At 69.6% G+C, this 16,948-nt stretch carries 17 protein-coding genes and 1 pseudogene; 8 read left to right on the plus strand and 10 right to left on the minus strand.

The features are described 5' to 3' along the window. Positions 1-2 precede the first annotated feature (2 nt). The gene (locus ACPEH2_RS04595) at positions 3-1,400 is read right to left on the minus strand and encodes an IS30 family transposase (protein WP_359920663.1); all 1,398 of its coding nucleotides are present in this window, start codon (positions 1,398-1,400) and stop codon (positions 3-5) included. A gap of 44 nt (positions 1,401-1,444) precedes the next feature. Between ACPEH2_RS04595 and ACPEH2_RS04600 the strand changes: the two are divergent. The 3 genes and pseudogenes from ACPEH2_RS04600 to ACPEH2_RS04610 form a co-directional block, all read left to right on the plus strand. Further along, positions 1,445-1,984, plus strand: a pseudogene (locus ACPEH2_RS04600) (formylglycine-generating enzyme family protein); the annotation flags it as partial. 120 nt (positions 1,985-2,104) lie between these two features. Beyond that, positions 2,105-3,628: a lysine--tRNA ligase gene (gene lysS, locus ACPEH2_RS04605; protein WP_363380818.1), complete on the plus strand. Its 1,524-nt coding sequence runs from the start codon at positions 2,105-2,107 to the stop codon at positions 3,626-3,628. A gap of 94 nt (positions 3,629-3,722) precedes the next feature. Next, the gene (locus tag ACPEH2_RS04610) at positions 3,723-4,439 is read left to right on the plus strand and encodes a hypothetical protein (protein ID WP_423718317.1); all 717 of its coding nucleotides are present in this window, start codon (positions 3,723-3,725) and stop codon (positions 4,437-4,439) included. A gap of 7 nt (positions 4,440-4,446) precedes the next feature. On the opposite strand, the gene ACPEH2_RS04615 is transcribed toward ACPEH2_RS04610, so the two are convergent. Beyond that, positions 4,447-5,535: a DUF4192 family protein gene (locus ACPEH2_RS04615; RefSeq protein ID WP_423718318.1), complete on the minus strand. Its 1,089-nt coding sequence runs from the start codon at positions 5,533-5,535 to the stop codon at positions 4,447-4,449. A 129-nt stretch (positions 5,536-5,664) separates the two neighbouring features. On the opposite strand from ACPEH2_RS04615, the gene ACPEH2_RS04620 reads away from it, so the two are divergent. From ACPEH2_RS04620 to ACPEH2_RS04630, 3 genes are read left to right on the plus strand one after another with little or no spacing between them, the layout of a single operon-like run. Continuing rightward, positions 5,665-5,850 (plus strand): hypothetical protein, encoded by a 186-nt coding sequence (locus ACPEH2_RS04620; protein ID WP_217529810.1) that lies wholly within the window; start codon positions 5,665-5,667, stop codon positions 5,848-5,850. A gap of 42 nt (positions 5,851-5,892) precedes the next feature. Beyond that, positions 5,893-7,362: a cardiolipin synthase gene (gene cls / locus ACPEH2_RS04625; protein WP_423718319.1), complete on the plus strand. Its 1,470-nt coding sequence runs from the start codon at positions 5,893-5,895 to the stop codon at positions 7,360-7,362. A 57-nt stretch (positions 7,363-7,419) separates the two neighbouring features. Further along, a complete protein-coding gene (locus ACPEH2_RS04630; protein ID WP_423718320.1) occupies positions 7,420-8,106 on the plus strand; it encodes a hypothetical protein in 687 nt (228 codons plus the stop codon). Positions 8,107-8,113: 7 nt separating this feature from the next. Here the strand turns inward: ACPEH2_RS04630 and ACPEH2_RS04635 are convergent, their stop codons facing one another. The 3 genes from ACPEH2_RS04635 to ACPEH2_RS04645 are packed head-to-tail and all read right to left on the minus strand — an operon-like array spanning position 8,114 to position 9,842. Then, positions 8,114-8,344, minus strand: a complete 231-nt coding sequence (locus ACPEH2_RS04635; protein WP_217529804.1) for a helix-turn-helix domain-containing protein — start codon at positions 8,342-8,344, stop codon at positions 8,114-8,116. Next, a complete protein-coding gene (locus ACPEH2_RS04640) occupies positions 8,341-8,925 on the minus strand; it encodes a hypothetical protein (RefSeq protein ID WP_359920644.1) in 585 nt (194 codons plus the stop codon). The genes ACPEH2_RS04635 and ACPEH2_RS04640 overlap by 4 nt, the downstream gene beginning before the upstream one ends. After that, positions 8,925-9,842 carry a hypothetical protein gene (locus ACPEH2_RS04645; RefSeq protein WP_359920641.1) on the minus strand — a complete coding sequence of 306 codons (918 nt, stop codon included), beginning with the start codon at positions 9,840-9,842 and terminating at the stop codon, positions 8,925-8,927. The genes ACPEH2_RS04640 and ACPEH2_RS04645 overlap by 1 nt, the downstream gene beginning before the upstream one ends. Before the next feature lie 65 nt (positions 9,843-9,907). Here ACPEH2_RS04645 and ACPEH2_RS04650 point away from each other — a divergent pair, with 65 nt between their 5' ends. Further along, entirely contained in the window at positions 9,908-12,433 is a 2,526-nt protein-coding gene (locus tag ACPEH2_RS04650) for an ATP-dependent Clp protease ATP-binding subunit (RefSeq protein WP_359920639.1), read from the plus strand. Between the two features lie 52 nt (positions 12,434-12,485). Here ACPEH2_RS04650 and ACPEH2_RS04655 read toward each other — a convergent pair whose 3' ends face one another. Continuing rightward, positions 12,486-12,914: a GNAT family N-acetyltransferase gene (locus ACPEH2_RS04655; protein WP_359920636.1), complete on the minus strand. Its 429-nt coding sequence runs from the start codon at positions 12,912-12,914 to the stop codon at positions 12,486-12,488. A 128-nt stretch (positions 12,915-13,042) separates the two neighbouring features. Here ACPEH2_RS04655 and ACPEH2_RS04660 point away from each other — a divergent pair, with 128 nt between their 5' ends. Next, on the plus strand, positions 13,043-13,534 hold the full coding sequence (locus ACPEH2_RS04660; protein ID WP_359920634.1) for a GNAT family N-acetyltransferase: 492 nt from the start codon (positions 13,043-13,045) through the stop codon (positions 13,532-13,534). Between the two features lie 102 nt (positions 13,535-13,636). Here ACPEH2_RS04660 and ACPEH2_RS04665 read toward each other — a convergent pair whose 3' ends face one another. The 4 genes from ACPEH2_RS04665 to ACPEH2_RS04680 are packed head-to-tail and all read right to left on the minus strand — an operon-like array spanning position 13,637 to position 16,888. After that, entirely contained in the window at positions 13,637-14,179 is a 543-nt protein-coding gene (locus ACPEH2_RS04665; protein ID WP_359920631.1) for a hypothetical protein, read from the minus strand. After that, positions 14,163-14,981, minus strand: coding sequence for a prolipoprotein diacylglyceryl transferase (locus ACPEH2_RS04670; RefSeq protein WP_359920629.1), 819 nt, complete (start codon positions 14,979-14,981; stop codon positions 14,163-14,165). Before ACPEH2_RS04670 ends, ACPEH2_RS04665 begins: the two co-directional genes overlap by 17 nt. Before the next feature lie 3 nt (positions 14,982-14,984). Then, positions 14,985-15,302, minus strand: a complete 318-nt coding sequence (locus ACPEH2_RS04675) for a hypothetical protein (RefSeq protein WP_253034510.1) — start codon at positions 15,300-15,302, stop codon at positions 14,985-14,987. Further along, positions 15,299-16,888 carry a radical SAM protein gene (locus ACPEH2_RS04680; RefSeq protein ID WP_359920626.1) on the minus strand — a complete coding sequence of 530 codons (1,590 nt, stop codon included), beginning with the start codon at positions 16,886-16,888 and terminating at the stop codon, positions 15,299-15,301. The genes ACPEH2_RS04675 and ACPEH2_RS04680 overlap by 4 nt, the downstream gene beginning before the upstream one ends. Between the last annotated feature and the right edge of the window lie 60 nt (positions 16,889-16,948).

Here is a 16,948-nt window from a genome sequence, read left to right on the forward strand (position 1 = left end):
GTTCAACCGGTCGTTGCAACATCGCTCTGTTGGAGCAACAGTAGCTGCTCGTTGAATGCCTCGGCGGGGGTCTTCCAGTCGAGTGTCTTGCGGGGCCTTGTGTTGAGTGCGTGAGCGACGGCTTCGATCTCCTCGGCCGACCAGCAGGACAGGTCGGTGCCCTTGGGGAAGTATTGACGCAGCAGCCCGTTGGTGTTCTCGTTCGTGCCACGCTGCCAGGGCGATTGGGGGTCGGCGAAGAACACCGGGATGCCCGTCTCGACCGTGAACTTTGCGTGAGCAGACATCTCTTTGCCGCGATCCCAGGTCAACGACCGTGCCAGTTGGGCGGGGAGCGTCGACATGATCCTCGCCAGCGCGTTCTTCATCGTGATCGCGCCGTAGCCGGCCAGTGCGGGGCCGTTCTTGGGTGTCTCCTTGTGCCGATAGCCCTCCTCGCGTGGGAGGTGGACCAGCATCGTGAATCTGGTCGTGCGGTCTACTACGGTGCCGATCGCTGAACGCTCGAGCCCGATCAGCAGGTCTCCTTCCCAGTGGCCAGGGACCGCGCGGTCCTCAGCTTCTGCGGGACGTTCGCTGATCAGCGTTCCGGGAGTGACGTGCGCCCACGTCTTCCGGCGTGACCGCTCCCGCGGCGCGCGCAGCGCACGGCCCGTGCGCAGACACCAGACGAGCTCGCGTTTGAGCGCACCGCGGCCCTGAATGTAGAGCGACTGGTAGATCGCCTCATGGCTGATGCGCATGGACTCATCATCGGGGAAGTCAGCCTTGAGCCGGTTGCTGATCTGCTCCGGACTCCACGCCGTGGACCACCCGCGGTGCTTGCGGTGCGGCTTGTTGATCCCCGTGAACCGCGGAGGCTCGGGACCGACGATCACCTTGCCATCAGGCGTGGTGATCTGCCCCGACAATCGGTCCTGGACGTAGGTATGCAACCGCACGTTCGTGACCAGCTTCGCCGCCTTCGGGCGCTTCGCAGCCATGTCGGCCTTCCACTGCGCAACCGATGCTCGATACCCGCGACTTCCGTAGCGGACGGCCGCATTCCGGCGCAGCTCACGGGAGATGGTCCCCGGGTCACGGCCTATGGTTCGGGCGATCTCACGCACCCCGCTTCCCTGAGCACGCAGGAGCGCGATCTCCTCACGCTCAGCGAACGACAGGTAGCGTCCGGTTGGCGTGAACTTCAGATCAAACGGAGGCATGCCGCCAGCGTTGCGGAACCACCGCTGACCGACGGCTTGCGCCACGCCGACCACCGCAGCAGCCTCGATGGGCAACAGCCCCTTCGCGATCCCCGCCCAGAATGCTGCCTCGATATGCCGTGGGAACTTCGGATGCCCCGGCGACCGAAGCTTCGGTCGCTCCGCCCGATCTGCTGCCTGCTGACGACGAACCATCTGACACCTCTGCGATCACGAGGTGTTGCGACGACCAGTTGAATCGGCCCTGCAACGCGCTGTCGGAGTGGGAGGGCCTCGACCCCGCGTACGGCGTCGACGGCGAAGAAGTGCGGTGGCACGTCGACAGCGACGGCTTCCGGCTGCCGACCGAAGCCGAGTGGGAGTACGCCTGCCGCGCCGGCTCGACGGGCCCGCAGTACGGCCCGCTCGCCGAGATCGCGTGGACATCGGCCGACGGGGTGAGCGCACCTCAGCCGGTCGGCGGCAAGCTGCCGAACCTCAACGGGCTGTTCGACACGCTCGGCAACGTCTGGGAGTGGTGCTGGGACTTCCTCGACACGGAGCGCTACGACGACTACCGCGTGTTCCGCGGCGGCGGGTTCGCCGACGACGCGTGGAGCGTGCGGGCCGGCACCCGCCGCGGCGGGGGACCGCGGATGACGCACGACGACGTCGGGTTCCGCGTCGCGCGGGGCGGTTTCGACGCCGTCGACGCCGCGCAGGGGTGGTCGGCCGCGGCCGACGCCGAGCGCGCCGCGGGCGGCGACCCGCGTCCGCCCGGCTGGACCCCTCGCCGCTGAGCCCGGTCGACCCGCTCGGCTGTTCACGGACGGCGGCCACCGGCATCCGCTCTCGCCGCGGAAACCGCACAGGGCCTCGCCGATAGACTGAAGGGTCGAATCCCCGAGGAGCCTTCTGCCATGACCGACGCGTCCGCGCCCACGCCCGCCGAGACGACCGACGAGGACATCTTCGAGCAGAAGGCGGTCCGCCTCGCCAAGCGCGAGCGCCTGTTGGCGGAGCGGACGGATGCCGCCGGTGGCGCCTACCCCGTCGCGGTCCCCGTCAGTACGACGATCCCCGCGCTGCGGGACCGCTTCGCATCGCTCGAGGCGGGAGAGGAGACCGGCGAGACCGCCTCGGTCGCCGGCCGCATCGTCTTCAGCCGCAACACCGGCAAGCTCTGCTTCGCGGCGCTGCAGTCGGGCGACGGCAGCCGCATCCAGGCGATGGTCTCCCTCGCGGAGGTGGGCGAGGAGTCGCTGCAAGCGTGGAAGGAGCTCGTCGACCTCGGCGACCACGTCTCGGTGACCGGTCAGGTCATCTCGAGCCGGCGCGGCGAACTGTCGATCATGGTCACCGAGTGGGCGATCGCGGCCAAGGCGCTGCTGCCGCTGCCGAACCTGCACTCCGAGCTGAGCGAGGAGAGCCGGGTGCGCTCGCGCTTCCTCGACCTCATCGTGCGCGACACCGCCCGCGAGACGGTGGTCGCCCGAGCGAAGGTCAACGCGTCGCTTCGTCGCACCTTCGAGGCGCACGGATTCCTCGAGGTCGAGACTCCCATGCTGCAGGTGCAGCACGGCGGCGCTGCGGCCCGTCCGTTCGTCACGCACTCCAACGCGTTCGACACCGAGCTGTACCTGCGCATCGCGCCGGAGCTCTTCCTCAAGCGCGCCGTCGTCGGTGGCATCGACCGCGTCTTCGAGATCAACCGCAACTTCCGCAACGAGGGCGCCGATTCCACCCACAGCCCCGAGTTCGCCATGCTCGAGGCGTACCAGTCGTACAGCGACTACAACGGCATCGCCGACCTGACGCAGGAGCTCATCCAGAACGCGGCGATCGCCGTCGCGGGCTCGACGACCGTGACGTGGGCGGACGGCACGGAGTACGACCTCGGCGGGCAGTGGGACCGCATCTCGATGTACGAGTCGCTGTCGGATGCCGCCGGTCGCCGCGTCACGCCCGAGACGTCGTTCGAGGAGCTGCAGGCCCTCGCGGCCGAGGCGGGCGTCGAGGTGCCGGAGAAGATCGCGACCCACGGCAAGCTCGTCGAGGAACTGTGGGAGCACTTCGTGAAGGGCGGTCTCGAGCGTCCGACGTTCGTCATGGACTTCCCGCTCGACACGTCTCCGCTCGTGCGCGAGCACCGCAGCATCCCGGGTGTCGTCGAGAAGTGGGACCTCTACGTTCGCGGCTTCGAGCTCGCAACGGGCTACTCCGAGCTCGTCGACCCCGTCATCCAGCGCGAGCGTTTCGTCGAGCAGGCGAAGCTCGCCGCGCGCGGCGACGACGAGGCGATGCGCGTCGACGAGGAGTTCCTGCGGGCGCTCGAGCACGGCATGCCGCCGACCGGAGGAATGGGCATGGGCATCGACCGCCTGCTGATGGCGATCACCGGCCTCGGCATCCGCGAGACGATCCTCTTCCCGCTCGTCAAGTGACCCGCCGCCGTTCCCGGGGCCACATCATGTGCTCGCAACGACCGCACATGTTGTGAACGGTCCATATCGTGTGTTCTCGTCCGGAGCACATGATGTGGACGCCTGGGGCAACAGCGGCGCGGAGTCGACGATCCACGGTCTGCTGACGGCGATCGCGCTCGACGCCCATCCCGACGTGCGCGAGCGCGCCGTCGCCCCCACCGAGGTGACCGACCGCGAGGGTCTGTCGTTCGTCGAGGCCGAGGATGCGGTCTCGACCACGGGCGAGATCGACACCCCGGAGTCGTGGAGCGGCGAGTCCAGCTGGTCGGGCGATCGGCTGACGCTGTCGCGAGGTGACTCGGCGGTCTTCGACCTCGCCGGGACCGGCGGCAACCGGTGGGTCGAACCGGTCGTGTTGTCGGAGGTGCGCGAGCGCACCGCGTCGACGTGGCGCGCCGGGCGGCTGCCGCTCGGCTCGCTGCAGCTCACCGGACCGGCGCAGGGCATCTCGCCGACGGCGGGCGCGATGCACCCGCACACGCTCACCCGCGCGCTCCCGAAGGGCGAGGACCGGCTGCGCGTCGACGTGTCGCGGGGCGACCTGCAGCTCGACGGGCTGCTCGTGCGCCCGATCGTCTCGCGCCTCGAACTCGGCGGCGACGGCGAGGGCATGCTGCTCGTGCACTCCGCCGCGCGTACGCCGCAGCGGGTCTCGGTCGGCACGGGCGACGTGTCGGTCTACGACGCGCGGGGCCGCGAGGTGCGGGTGCGCCCGGGCGGCGGCACCGTCACGCTTCCGGCCGGAGGGTTCGCGATCGTGGAACGCTGACGACCGCTCAGCGGCGGAACGCCCAGTCGGGCAGGTGCGAGGACTGCACGAAGCTCATGAGGATCTCGGCGAGCCCCAATCGGGGATCCACCTCGAGAGCGGCAGCCGCGTACCTGCCCGCGTGCGTCGAGCGGCCGAGTGCCCACGCGAGCCACCCGGCCGTCGCGCAGGCGCCCGCGCGCTCGTCGGCCGGAAGCCGCGCGGCGACCTGGCGCACGAGCTCGAGCGCTCGCAACAGGCGCTCCGGGTCGGGGCGCGGACCCTCGCCCCACAGGACCTCCGCGAGGTCGATGGGGTACTCGTCGCCGTCCTCCCACCGCCGTTGCGCGTCGAGGGCGTCGTCGCCGCGGTCCTGATCGCCCGACCATTGCACGATGGCGACGTCGCGCAGCGACGGCCGCGACAGGCACCACCCCAGGACGGCGACGCGCATCGGGTCGAGGGCCGCGGCATCCCACTCGAGCATCTCCTCGTAGAGCGCGGGCAGATCGTCGAGCGCGCAGGCGGCCTGCAGAGCGGCCGGATCGACCCGCGTCTCGGCACCGAGGGTCGACGGGATGCCGCACAGCACCGTGAGCGCCGACTCGAGCGATGCCAGCGCGGCCGCCGTACCGGCGACTTCGGACGCGTCGACGAGCGGCAGGTCGGCACCCGACGACTGGTCCGACGCGGGCGCCCGGTGCTCGATCAGCGCGAGCGGATGACCGCCGCGCGGCAGCGTCGGTTCGAGGTGCGACCACCAGCCGTCGGCGGCGACGGTGAGCGCATCGACGACGTCGAGGCCGCAGGCGCGGGCGGTCCGCCGCAGCGCGCCGATGAGATCCGCGCCGGGCAGCGCGGAGTCGGCGGACTCGTCCGTGTAGACGACGGCGACGAAGCCCTCCACGCCGGTGACGCGGCAGGCGAGCCCGACGACGGTCGAGGCGACCGCATCGAGGTCCGCGTCGTCCGGGGGAAGGTCGACGCGCATCACGCCGAGACTGCGCCCGGAGCGCAGGGGGATCACGACGAGGCTCTGCGTGGGCGTGTAGTCGAGCAGGCGCGGAACGAGGCGGAGCAGGTGTGCGGCATCGGCCGCGGCGACAATCGTGGACATGGGCCCAGCGTCCGACCCGACCGGATGCCGGTGGCTGCTGCCCGCGCGGATTCGGGACGGACCGCGGATCCGGCCGCCTGGGGAGAAGGCCGTGCGCCCCGGCCTCGCCGGCGACATTACGATGGAGGGGTGGACGAGTACTGGGGTGCGGTGGTCTGGGGTCTGATCCCCACGATCGTCGTCGCGGGCCTGCTCGGCTTCGTGCTGCGCAGCATTCTTCGGATGGATCGCACCGAGCGAAAGGTCTACGCCAAGGTCGAGGCCGAGGAGCGCCGCCGTCGCGGCCTGCCGCGACCCGACGAAAACGCCGGTTGACGGGCCGAACGATAGGCTGAGCCCACAGTTCCGGGGGGCCGCGTGATCAGCATCAGCGTCGACTGGACGTGGACGTGGTGGATCGTCCTCGTCCTCGCGTTCGACATCTCCGTGCGCATCCTCGCGGTCTTCATCATCCCGAGGAACCGGCGCCCCACAGCGGCGATGGCGTGGCTGCTGGCGATCTACTTCATCCCGGTCATCGGCATCCTGCTGTTCCTGCTCATCGGCAACCCGCGCCTGCCGCGCAAGCGCCGCAAGGAGCAGGAGGCGATCAACCGGGCTTTCCGCGAAGCGAGCGAGGACCTCGACTTCGGCACGCTGCGTCCCGACGCGCCGGTCTGGTTCGAGCAGCTCGTGGGCCTCAACCGCAAGCTCGGCGCCTTGCCGATGGCGGGCGACAACGGCGCGCAGATCATCTCGGACTATCAGGGCAGCCTCGACACGATGGCGGCGGAGATCGATCGTGCGAGCCGATACGTGCACGTCGAGTTCTACATCCTGCAGTCCGACGGGGCGACCGACGAGTTCTTCTCGGCTCTCGAGCGGGCGACCGCTCGCGGGGTCACGGTTCGCGTGCTGCTCGATCACTGGGCGAACCGCTGGAAGCCGAACTACAAGGCGACGATCTCGCGCCTCGAGCGGATGGGTGCGCAGTGGCGGCTCATGCTGCCGGTGCAGCCGTTGAAGGGCAAGTACCAGCGCCCCGACCTGCGCAACCACCGCAAGCTCGTCGTGATCGACGGTGTCGTCGGCTTCATCGGGTCGCAGAACGTCACCGATCGCAGTTACAACCTGAAGACGAACCTGCGTCGCGGCCTGCAGTGGGTGGACATGATGGTCCGCGTCGACGGCCCGGTCGTGGCATCCCTCTCCGCGGTCTTCGTGTCGGACTGGTACGGCGAGACCGGTGAGGTGTTCGCGGTCGAATCCGACTTCTCCACGGATGCCGGGACCGGCGACCTCGACTGCCAGATCGTCCCGAGCGGGCCCGGCTTCGAGTACGAGAACAACCTGAAGCTGTTCCTGAGCCTGATCTTCGGCGCCACCCGCAAGATCGTCATGGTCAGCCCGTACTTCGTCCCCGACGAGGGACTGCTGCTCGCGATCCAGACGGCGTGCCACCGCGGCGTCGAGGTCGAACTGTTCGTCTCGGAAGAGGGCGACCAGGCCATCGTCTATCACGCGCAGCGCAGCTACTACGAGCAGCTGCTCGCGACGGGCGTGAAGATCTGGATGTACAAGAAGCCCTACATCCTGCACTCCAAGTCGATGTCGATCGACGACGAGGTCGCCGTCGTCGGGTCGAGCAACATGGACATGCGTTCGTTCGGTCTCAACCTGGAGGTGACGATGCTCGTGCGCGGCGCCGAGTTCGTCGAGCAGCTGCGCACGGTGGAGGACCTGTACCGGGGGATGTCCCGCGAGCTGACCATGGAGGAGTGGGAGAAGCGCCCGATTCGCTCCGTGGTCCTCGACAACCTCGCACGGTTGACCTCAGCCCTGCAGTGAGACGGCCCCGCAGCTGTGGACACTTCTCGGGTGTCCGCCACTGAGGAGGAGACCCCCATGCGTATCCGTCTGTTCGCCGTGCTCGCCGGATCGTTGGTCGTCGCCGCCGCGCTCGCCGCGTGCGCCACACCCGCGGCGGGTGATGCGGCCCCCGGAGGAGGAGCGGATGCGGTGGCGCCGGCGCCCCGCGTGGACGCCGGGTGGCTCGATGGGGGAGCGACGATCGGGGTCGTGACGTACGGCGGGCCGATGTGCACGGCAGACGTCGAGGACGTGCGCCTCGAGGGCGGCGTCGTCGTTGTGGGTCTGCAGCGGTCCGCCGAGGCGCTCTGCCTCGACGATGCCCGGATCCTGGAGGTCCCGGTGCCCGAGGGAGTGGATGCGAGTACCGACCAGCGGGTCCGCGTCGAACTCGAGGACGTGCGCACCGACATCGACCTGCCCGCGTACGCCGGCGGCCCTGTCGAGGCGTACGCGCCGTCCGCCTCGTGGATCGGCGACCGCGTGATCGCGCTCCGGACGTGGGGGTCGTCGTCGTGCCCGCCCGTCGTCGAGGACACGCGTGTCGCGTCACCGGCATCCGTCGTCGTTCGCTTCGAGACCCCGCCCGCTGATCAGGTCTGCACGATGGACATGGCGCCGCAGCTCACGCTCGTGCAGCTCGACCCCGACGCGGTGGTCGACCGCGAGGCGACGCTGAGCTTCGGTGTGCTCGACGCGGCCGAGACGGTGCCGATCCGCTGACGCGGCTTCAGTCCGCGCGCACGAGGAGCTCGCCGACCTCGCAGTCGAGGGCGCGGCAGATCGCCGACAGGGTCGAGTACCTGATCGCGCGGGCGCGGTCGTTCTTGAGGATCGACAGGTTCACGACTGAGACGCCGACGATCTCCGACAGGCGCGTCAGCGTCATGTTCCGCTCCGCGAGCAGCTCGTCGAGTCGACAGTGGATGCCGGTGAGCTCGTCCTCTTCGGCGGGTGTCACACGAGTCCCTCAGTGTCGCGCTGCAGACGCTCGCCCTGCGCGAAGGCACCGGCCAGCACCGCCGCCGCGACGGCGACGAGAATGACGGGCAGCAGGGGGAGCAGATCGAGCATCGACAGCGTTTCGAATCGGATGCCGAGTGATTGCACGGCGTGCTGACGCCCCATCCCGTCGACGATCGGCCAGGCGAACGCCGCGACCGTCAGGGTCGCGGCGATCACCGTGAGCGCACGTGTCGCGCCGCCCGCGAAGACACGACCCCGGCGCACGGCGAAGGCGACGCGCATGAGCGCTGCGGCCACGATGATCGCGGCGACGGCGGCGATCAGCACCGCGGCGATCATCCAGGCCCGACCGCCCGCACCGAGTTCCGGCGCGCGCACGACGACGGCATCGACCGCTGCGCCGGCCGGGAGTCGGAGGACAGCGGATGCCTCATCCGCCCCGACCGTCACAGCGGGGCCCGCCGGGCTCACGATCTCGGTGATCCGATAGACCGCGACGGCCAGTGCCGTGAGGGAGGCGGCGACGCCGTAGACGATGAGGTCGAGTGCGCCGGCGGTCCGGGATGGCGCCGTCATCACACAAGCCCCTTCACGTCGTTCTGCAGGCGAGAGCCGTAGCGGAGGATCGCCCCCAGGACGGCGAACGCGAGGCCGACCGCGATCGGCCAGAAGGGGAACGTGACAAGCACGGTGGGAGAGGGGAACCACGCGTCGAAGGCGTTGTCGATGCCCGGGAAGTCCCCCGACCACGAGCCGCTTCGCGCTCCGAAGAACTGCATGGAAGCAATGGTTCCCGCGATGTCGCCCATCACCTGAGCGGCGATGCCGCCGAGCATGATGACCGCGCCCGTGGTGACCGCCATCTTCGCGACGACGGGGGCGAAGGCGGCGCCGACGAGCAGTCGAGAGCAGGCGATGGCGACGAACACGGCGACGAAGCCGGGAATGCCCCACGCGAGCGCTTGGCTCAGCGCCCAGAGCACGCGAGCGGTCGGGTCGAGTTCCTCAAGGGTCAGAGTCACCTCGGTGAAGCCTCCCGACACCCGTCGAGCCGTATCCACATCGAGGGTCACGGTGTCGGGCAGCTGCGGCCAGAACTCGCGGATGGGCATCGTGATGGCCACGCCCGGAGCGAGCAGCGCGGTCAGCAGTGCGATCACCGCGCCTATCGCGGCGAATCCTGCCCACACGATCGCGACGACTCGCGTGACACGAACCAGCGTGGTGGGATCCTGCCCTGCTCGCTGCTTCTTCGCGGTCGCCAGCGCGAAGGCCAGGATCGTCCCCACGATCAGGACGACGACGAGAACCGCCCCGACGATCAGCATCCACCGTGCCATGTCACACCAACCCTTCTGTCTCGCGCTGCGGTCGCCGGGCGGCTTCCGGCCAGCCCCCCCATAACGACATTCGTTGTTATCGAGAAACGTTATGCCCGCGGATGCCGCGGCCGCAAGCCCCGGCTTCGGTATGCCCACGGCGAACACGGGCATACCGGCATCCGAGCGTCGTTAGCCTCTACGTAAGACGCCGCCAGTGCGTCGAGTGGAGGTGGACGATGTTCGAGAGATTCACAGACCGTGCACGTCGTGTGGTGGTGCTCGCCCAGGAAGAGGCGAAGATGCTGAACCACAACTACATCGGCACGGAGCACATCCTCCTCGGCCTGATCCACGAGGGTGAAGGCGTCGCCGCCAAGGCCCTCGAGAGCCTCGGCATCTCGCTCGACGCCGTGCGCGAGCAGGTCCAGGACATCATCGGACAGGGGCAGCAGCAGCCGACGGGTCACATCCCGTTCACGCCGCGCGCCAAGAAGGTGCTCGAGCTGTCGCTGCGCGAAGCGCTGCAGCTCGGCCACAACTACATCGGCACCGAGCACATCCTGCTCGGGCTCATCCGCGAGGGTGAGGGTGTCGCCGCTCAGGTTCTCGTAAAGCTCGGCGCCGACCTGAACAAGGTGCGCCAGCAGGTCATCCAGCTGCTCAGCGGCTACCAGGGCAAGGAGCCCGCGGGCGTCGCAACCGGCGCCGGCGAGCAGGCCCAGGCCACCGCTCAGGGCGGCTCGGCGGTCCTCGACCAGTTCGGCCGCAACCTGACCCAGGCCGCGCGCGACAACAAGCTAGACCCCGTCATCGGGCGCGAGAAGGAGATCGAGCGCGTGATGCAGATCCTGTCGCGCCGCTCCAAGAACAACCCGGTCCTCATCGGCGAGCCCGGCGTCGGCAAGACCGCCGTCGTCGAGGGCCTCGCCCAGGCGATCGTCAAGGGCGAGGTGCCCGAGACGCTCAAGGACAAGCAGGTCTACTCGCTCGACCTCGGCTCGCTCATCGCCGGCTCCCGCTACCGCGGTGACTTCGAGGAGCGCCTGAAGAAGGTCACCAAGGAGATCCGCACGCGCGGCGACATCATCGTCTTCATCGACGAGATCCACACCCTCGTGGGTGCGGGTGCCGCAGAGGGCGCGATCGACGCCGCCAGCATCCTGAAGCCGCTGCTCGCCCGCGGTGAGCTGCAGACGATCGGTGCGACGACCCTCGACGAGTACCGCAAGCACTTCGAGAAGGATGCCGCGCTGGAGCGTCGCTTCCAGCCGATCCAGGTCGCCGAGCCGAGCCTGCCCCACGCGATCAACATCCTGAAGGGTCTGCGCGACCGCTACGAGGCGCACCACAAGGTGCAGATCACCGACGGCGCCATCGTCGCCGCGGCGAACCTCTCCGACCGGTACGTCTCCGACCGCTTCCTGCCCGACAAGGCCATCGACCTGATCGACGAGGCCGGCGCCCGCCTGCGCCTGTCGATCCTGTCCAGCCCGCCGGAGCTGCGCGAGTTCGACGAGAAGATCGCGAAGGTCCGCGAGGACAAGGAAGCCGCCAGCGAGGAGCAGGACTTCGAGAAGGCCGCCGCCCTGCGCGACGAGGAGAAGTCCCTCCTGGCCGAGCGTCTGCGCCTCGAGAAGCAGTGGCGCTCGGGTGACGTCGCGTCGCACGCGATCGTCGACGAGGGTCTGATCGCCGAGGTCCTGGCTCAGGCCACCGGCATCCCGGTCTTCAAGCTCACCGAGGAGGAGACCAGCCGTCTCGTCTTCATGGAGAAGGCCCTGCACCAGCGCGTCATCGGTCAGGAGGAGGCCATCGCGGCCCTCTCCCGCACGATCCGCCGTCAGCGTGCCGGTCTGAAGGACCCGAACCGTCCGTCTGGCTCGTTCATCTTCGCCGGGCCCACGGGTGTCGGAAAGACCGAGCTCGCCAAGGCGCTCGCCGAGTTCCTCTTCGACGACGAGGGCGCGCTGATCTCCCTCGACATGTCGGAGTTCGGCGAGAAGCACACGGTCTCGCGACTGTTCGGTGCCCCTCCCGGATTCGTCGGCTTCGAAGAGGGCGGCCAGCTCACCGAGAAGGTGCGCCGCAAGCCGTTCTCCGTGGTCCTCTTCGACGAGATCGAGAAGGCCCACCCGGACATCTTCAACTCGCTGCTGCAGATCCTCGAAGAGGGTCGCCTGACCGACGGTCAGGGCCGCGTGGTCGACTTCAAGAACACCGTGATCATCATGACGACGAACCTCGGTTCGTCGGCGATCGCCGGTGGTCCGGTCGGCTTCCAGGTCGAGGGCAACTCGCAGACGACCTACGAGCGGATGAAGGGCAAGGTCGACGAGGAGCTGAAGCGCCACTTCAAGCCGGAGTTCCTCAACCGTGTCGACGACGTCATCGTCTTCCCGCAGCTCAACAAGGACGAGCTGCGCCAGATCGTGACGCTCTTCACGAAGCGCCTCAGCGAGCGTCTGCTCGACCGTGACATGACGGTGGAGCTGACCGACGACGCGAAGGACCGCCTCATCGAGATCGGTTTCGACCCGACGCTGGGTGCCCGGCCGCTGCGCCGCGCGATGCAGCGCGAGGTCGAGGACCAGCTCTCCGAGCGGATCCTGCGCGGCGAGCTCAACGCCGGCGACCACGTGAAGGTCGACACTGAGAACGGCCGCTTCGTCTTCGCGACGACCCGCCAGGAAGGCCGCGAAGCGGTCGGCGTGGGTGCCGCGGGCGAGATCACCGCGAGCCCGGACATCATCGCCGGGTCGTAAGCGACGGAACGACAGGGGTCGGATGCCGAGAGGCATCCGGCCCCTTCGTCGTTCAGTCTTGGCGCACCAGGAAGACGTCGACCTCGTCCTCGGTGTCGAGCACGAAGCCGTGCCGCTCGTACAGCCGGCGGGCGGGGCTGCCCTGCAGGACGTTGAGGCGCCAGGGGAGCGGGCGGTTCCCGGCAAGCGTCGCCTGCAAGATCTCCGTGCCGATTCCGGCGCCCTGGAGGTGTTGGGCGAGGTAGAAGTGCTCGAGCCAGGTCCCGTCCGGTGCGGGCCGGACGGCGACCGACCCGGCATCCGCTCCGTCCACGACGATGACGCGGGTGAGAGCCGGATCGAAGGCGTCGAGGAACCGCCGGCGCACGCGGGTCTCGTCGTATCGGCCGAGGCGATCCAGGTCCGGGCGCAGGACCACGGCGCGCAGCTCGGCGATCCAGGTCGCGTCGTCGGGCGTCGAAGGGCGGAGGGTCCAGCGCATCCGTCCATTCAACCGCGGGCGTGCGTCAGCGGATGCAACGGATGCCGGGCGACACCCGGCATCCGCGTCACCGTCGTCGGGGTGTCGCGTCGGATCCGTTGCAGCCGCGAGCGGGAGAAGATGGGAGGGTGCGCGCATCCGTCACCGTCCGCCCTGCAGGTCTCGACGCGCCCGACCTCGCCGCGGTCGCCTCGATGCTGGCCGATTATCATGCACAGACCGAGCGGGAGAAGGTCGAGCACGGGCTCGCCGAGCCCGGACCTCTGCCCGAGCGTTACGCGGTCGAGGTGCGCGATCCCGCGGCCTCCTTCGCCGGCGGCGAGGTGCTCGTCGCCGAGCGCGACGGAGCGGCCATCGGGATGGCAGTGATGCACCGCTCGGGGAGCGACGTCGAACTCAAGCGTCTGTGGGTCGCCCCCGCGGGGCGTCGGTCCGGTGCGGGGTCGGCCTTGCTAGCGGATGCCGCGGATCGCGCACGCGCCCTCGGTGCGATGGGGCTGCGCCTCTCGGTGTGGGACTGGCGAGCGAACGCCCTCGCGCTCTACGCGCGGCAGGGCTTCGTCGCCGCGCCCTCCTGGGAGTCGCGCGCACAGCTCGTGTGCCTGCGCCTTCCCCTCTGAGCCGCCGTCAGCGGATGCAATGGATGCCGGGCGACACCCGGCATCCGCGTGACGGTCATCGGGGTGTCGCGTCGGATCTGTTGCATCCGTGATCGGGCGGGCTCAGGTGAAGCCGCCGGGTGCCAGCAGTGCGACGCACGGGCCGAGGACGAGGATCCAGGCGGCGGCCGTGACGATCAGGATGCCGGTGCCGAAGGGTCGCGTCCGTGCGGAGAACATCAGCGCGATGCCGACGACGGCGATGATCACGAACGGGATGAGGAACCCGACCAGTCCCGTCGAGATCAGCGCGATCGCGAGCAGGCCGCCGAGGACGTAGGCGCCGCATCCGATGCCCGTGCCGATGCCGACGCCCGCACCGAAGCTCCGGGGTCGTGGTCCCGCGGCCTGCGCATAGCCCGGTGGTTCCGGCGAGATCCCTGGGTGCGGCGGGGTCGGGTACGGCGGGCCGGCCTGCGGCGGGATCGGGTAGGGCGACCCGGCCTGCGGCGGGGTCGGGTGCGGCGGACCGGCGGGAAGCTGTCCGGCGGTTCCGCCGGGCGGCGCGGCCGGCGGACCCTGCGGCGGGCCCGCGGGCGGACCCGCTGGCGGGTCGGTAGGCGGCGTCGGGTCGGCGTCGTCGGGACGATCAGGTTCGGGGGACATCGGCGGCCATCCTTCCGATCGGTGGGGTGTCGTGCAGGGTGAGTCGTCCGCGCGCGACCATCCAGGCGAGGCGGGCGAACAGCAGGGGGATCGTCACGGCGAGGAACAGCTGCGGCCTCGTGAGCCCGAGCCACGCGACCTCATTGCCGCGGACGAACTCGACGGCGAAACGGAACAGGGCGTACGCCGCGATGTACAGCGTCAGGGTCTCGCCCGGCGCGATGGGGCGGTGCCGCAGCCAGAACCAGAGCACCGCGAAGGCGGCCGCATGGAAGACGATCTCGTACACGAAGCTCGGGTGCAGCGGCACGCCCGCGGGCGCCCCGACGCGCGCGGCCGCGGCCGGGTCGAGGACGATGCCCCACCCGGCGCCGGTCGGGGTCCCGGGTTGCTCGGTGAGGAGGCATCCGATGCGTCCGATCGCCATGGCCAGCGCCACGGCGGGGGCGAAGAGGTCGCCGGACCGGTCGGCGTAGCGCGCGATCCGCTTGGCGACGTGCACACCGAGCCACGCGCCGACGAGCGCCGACAGCATCGACGCGTTGCCGTAGGCGAGCTGATCGATGAGGGACAGGTTCTTCGATGGATCGAGGTGCTGCGCCCATGTTCCGAGCCGCGAGAGCACGGCGGCGCCGACGAGCGCGCCGAGCACGAGATAGGCGATCCGCGGGTCGCTGACGCCGCGTCGGCGCTTCTCGATGAGGAAGACGACCCCCGCGGCGAGCAGCCCGAGGCCCACGAACACGGCGTGCGTGTCGATCGGCGGCAGCCAGGGTGCGAGGTCGCTCAGCAGTGGGAACACGGGTCAGCCCAGCAGCCGCATCCAGAGCATGACCCACAGCGGGATCGCCGCCAGGGCGAGCACCTCGAGCACGCACAGGTAGGCCAGGACGAGCCGGGTGTCGCCGAGCTTGCAGCGCGAGCGGAGCAGCCCTGCGCGCCGGGCGCGCATGTACCCGGCAATCGCGACACCGGCGAAGAAAGCGACCGCGAGAGGCCCCGTGACGGCAGCGATCACGGCGATCGTCGCGAAGACGCACAGCCTCAGGGGGTCGAACGGCGCGACCGGATCGGCGACGCTCTCGTCGCGCTGGTTGAGGTGCCCGAACCCCGCCGCGCTCACGAGACGCTCACCGGGATCTGCTGTCGACCGCCCATCGCGGTCGACAGGCGAGTGCGGCCCAGGGGCGCCCACGCCTGCACAGCGCAGAACGGAGCGCACTGGTGCGCATCGGTCGACTCGTTGACGGTCGCCACGTGCACGCAGCACTGCGTGAGACGTTCCTCGATCATCGTGTTGATGTCCATGAACGGCTTCACGGTGATCCGCAGCACCCGCTCGCCCATCATCTTTCGCAGACGCGCGTGCTGCCCCGGCAGCTTCGATGCGGCGAGGGTGGCGAGGGTGCCGATCCCGAGGTCGCAGTTCTGGCAGATGTCGCGCCAGATCGAGCTCATGGACGGATGCGACAGCGACGACTGCTCGCTCAGCAGGTCGAGAAGCGACCCCTTCACCACCTCGCGGATCGCCTTGTTGACGTTGCTGTCGGCGATGCGGTTGGCGATCATGTCGGGCTGCAGGTCGAGGAAGTCCTTCAACTGCTCGTGCCCGATGAGCCCGACGAGCGACTTCCAGTCGCCAGCATCGTCCTTGAGGAGGTAGCCGACCGAGCAGCAGTGCGGGTGGCTGCACGGCAGCGCCGTGAGGTCGCGCCACGTGACCTCGCCGTCCGTCTGCGGGCCGAGCCGGTTCAGCACACCCGTGTGCGTGAGACGGTCGTTCGGGTCGATGCCCGACGAGCGCCCCGAGCCGAACACCGGCTGGATCGTCACGCCGCCGACGAACGGCGTCGCCATCGCGCGGCGGATCACCGCGCCGATCTCGCCGTCGTTGACCCCGAGGGTCGCCGTCATCGTGAGGGTGGTGAACACCCCGGCATCCGACAGCCGTTCGATCGCGCGTTCCTTGAACCGGCGGATGTCGGCGCCGCGGTGGAAGGCGGATGCCGCGGCCGACTCGCCGTCGTACTGCAGGTAGACCTCGACCCGCTCACGGTGCTTCTTGAGCACCTCGACGAAAGCGTCGTCCTGCGCGATGCGGAGACCGTTCGAGTTCAGCAGGATGCGGACGATCGGCCGGGCGACGAGATGCTCGAGGAGCTGTTCGAGCCACGGATAGAGGGTCGGCTCACCGCCCGACAGCATCAGCACGTCGATGCGATTGTTCTCCTTCGCGAGCCGCGCGTCGACCGACGCGAGCACCTCGGCCAGCGGCGCAACGGCAGAGGCCGCGGGGCTCGATTCCGCGAAGCAGGTGGGGCACTTGAGGTTGCAGTGGTCGAGTAGATCCTCGAGGAGGATGCAGGTGTGCTGGGTCTGCATCTGCGGCAGACCGTCCTCGTAGGCCGAGGGCACCGGCTTGAAGTTGCCGGTCGTGTCGGGACCGTGCACCTTCGTCGGCGCGGTCCACTGCTCGAGATAGGTGAGGATCTCGGCCGACTCGTCGTAGAGCGTACGCACGAGGCCGTGGTCGGGGCATCCGCGTTCCAGCCAGACCGTGCCGTCTCGGTCGGCGAGCCACCCCGACAGCCGGCGCACCTCGCTCAGCGGACGGTCCGGGTCCTCCTCGTGGCACGTCGGGCAGAACGCGTTGACGTAGCGGTGGACCCGATAGTCGCGCAGGGGCATCCCCGCTCCGGCGTGGCTCATGCCCACACCCTAGCCCCGGGGTCGACCGGGTCCAGCGGTGGCCCGCGTACAACGGCGACC

This window comes from Microbacterium sp. NPDC064942, from assembly GCF_049545525.1.
Lineage (GTDB): Bacteria > Actinomycetota > Actinomycetes > Actinomycetales > Microbacteriaceae > Microbacterium > Microbacterium gawkjiense.

Coding starts and splice junctions, on each gene's coding strand:
- ACPEH2_RS04595 (WP_359920663.1), bottom strand. CDS start 1,400: ATGGTTCGTCGTCAGCAGGCAGCAGATCGGGCGGAGCGACCGAAGCTT.
- lysS (WP_363380818.1), top strand. CDS start 2,105: ATGACCGACGCGTCCGCGCCCACGCCCGCCGAGACGACCGACGAGGAC.
- ACPEH2_RS04615 (WP_423718318.1), bottom strand. CDS start 5,535: ATGTCCACGATTGTCGCCGCGGCCGATGCCGCACACCTGCTCCGCCTC.
- ACPEH2_RS04630 (WP_423718320.1), top strand. CDS start 7,420: ATGCGTATCCGTCTGTTCGCCGTGCTCGCCGGATCGTTGGTCGTCGCC.
- ACPEH2_RS04640 (WP_359920644.1), bottom strand. CDS start 8,925: ATGACGGCGCCATCCCGGACCGCCGGCGCACTCGACCTCATCGTCTAC.
- ACPEH2_RS04645 (WP_359920641.1), bottom strand. CDS start 9,842: ATGCCCGTGTTCGCCGTGGGCATACCGAAGCCGGGGCTTGCGGCCGCG.
- ACPEH2_RS04650 (WP_359920639.1), top strand. CDS start 9,908: ATGTTCGAGAGATTCACAGACCGTGCACGTCGTGTGGTGGTGCTCGCC.
- ACPEH2_RS04655 (WP_359920636.1), bottom strand. CDS start 12,914: ATGCGCTGGACCCTCCGCCCTTCGACGCCCGACGACGCGACCTGGATC.
- ACPEH2_RS04665 (WP_359920631.1), bottom strand. CDS start 14,179: ATGTCCCCCGAACCTGATCGTCCCGACGACGCCGACCCGACGCCGCCT.
- ACPEH2_RS04680 (WP_359920626.1), bottom strand. CDS start 16,888: ATGAGCCACGCCGGAGCGGGGATGCCCCTGCGCGACTATCGGGTCCAC.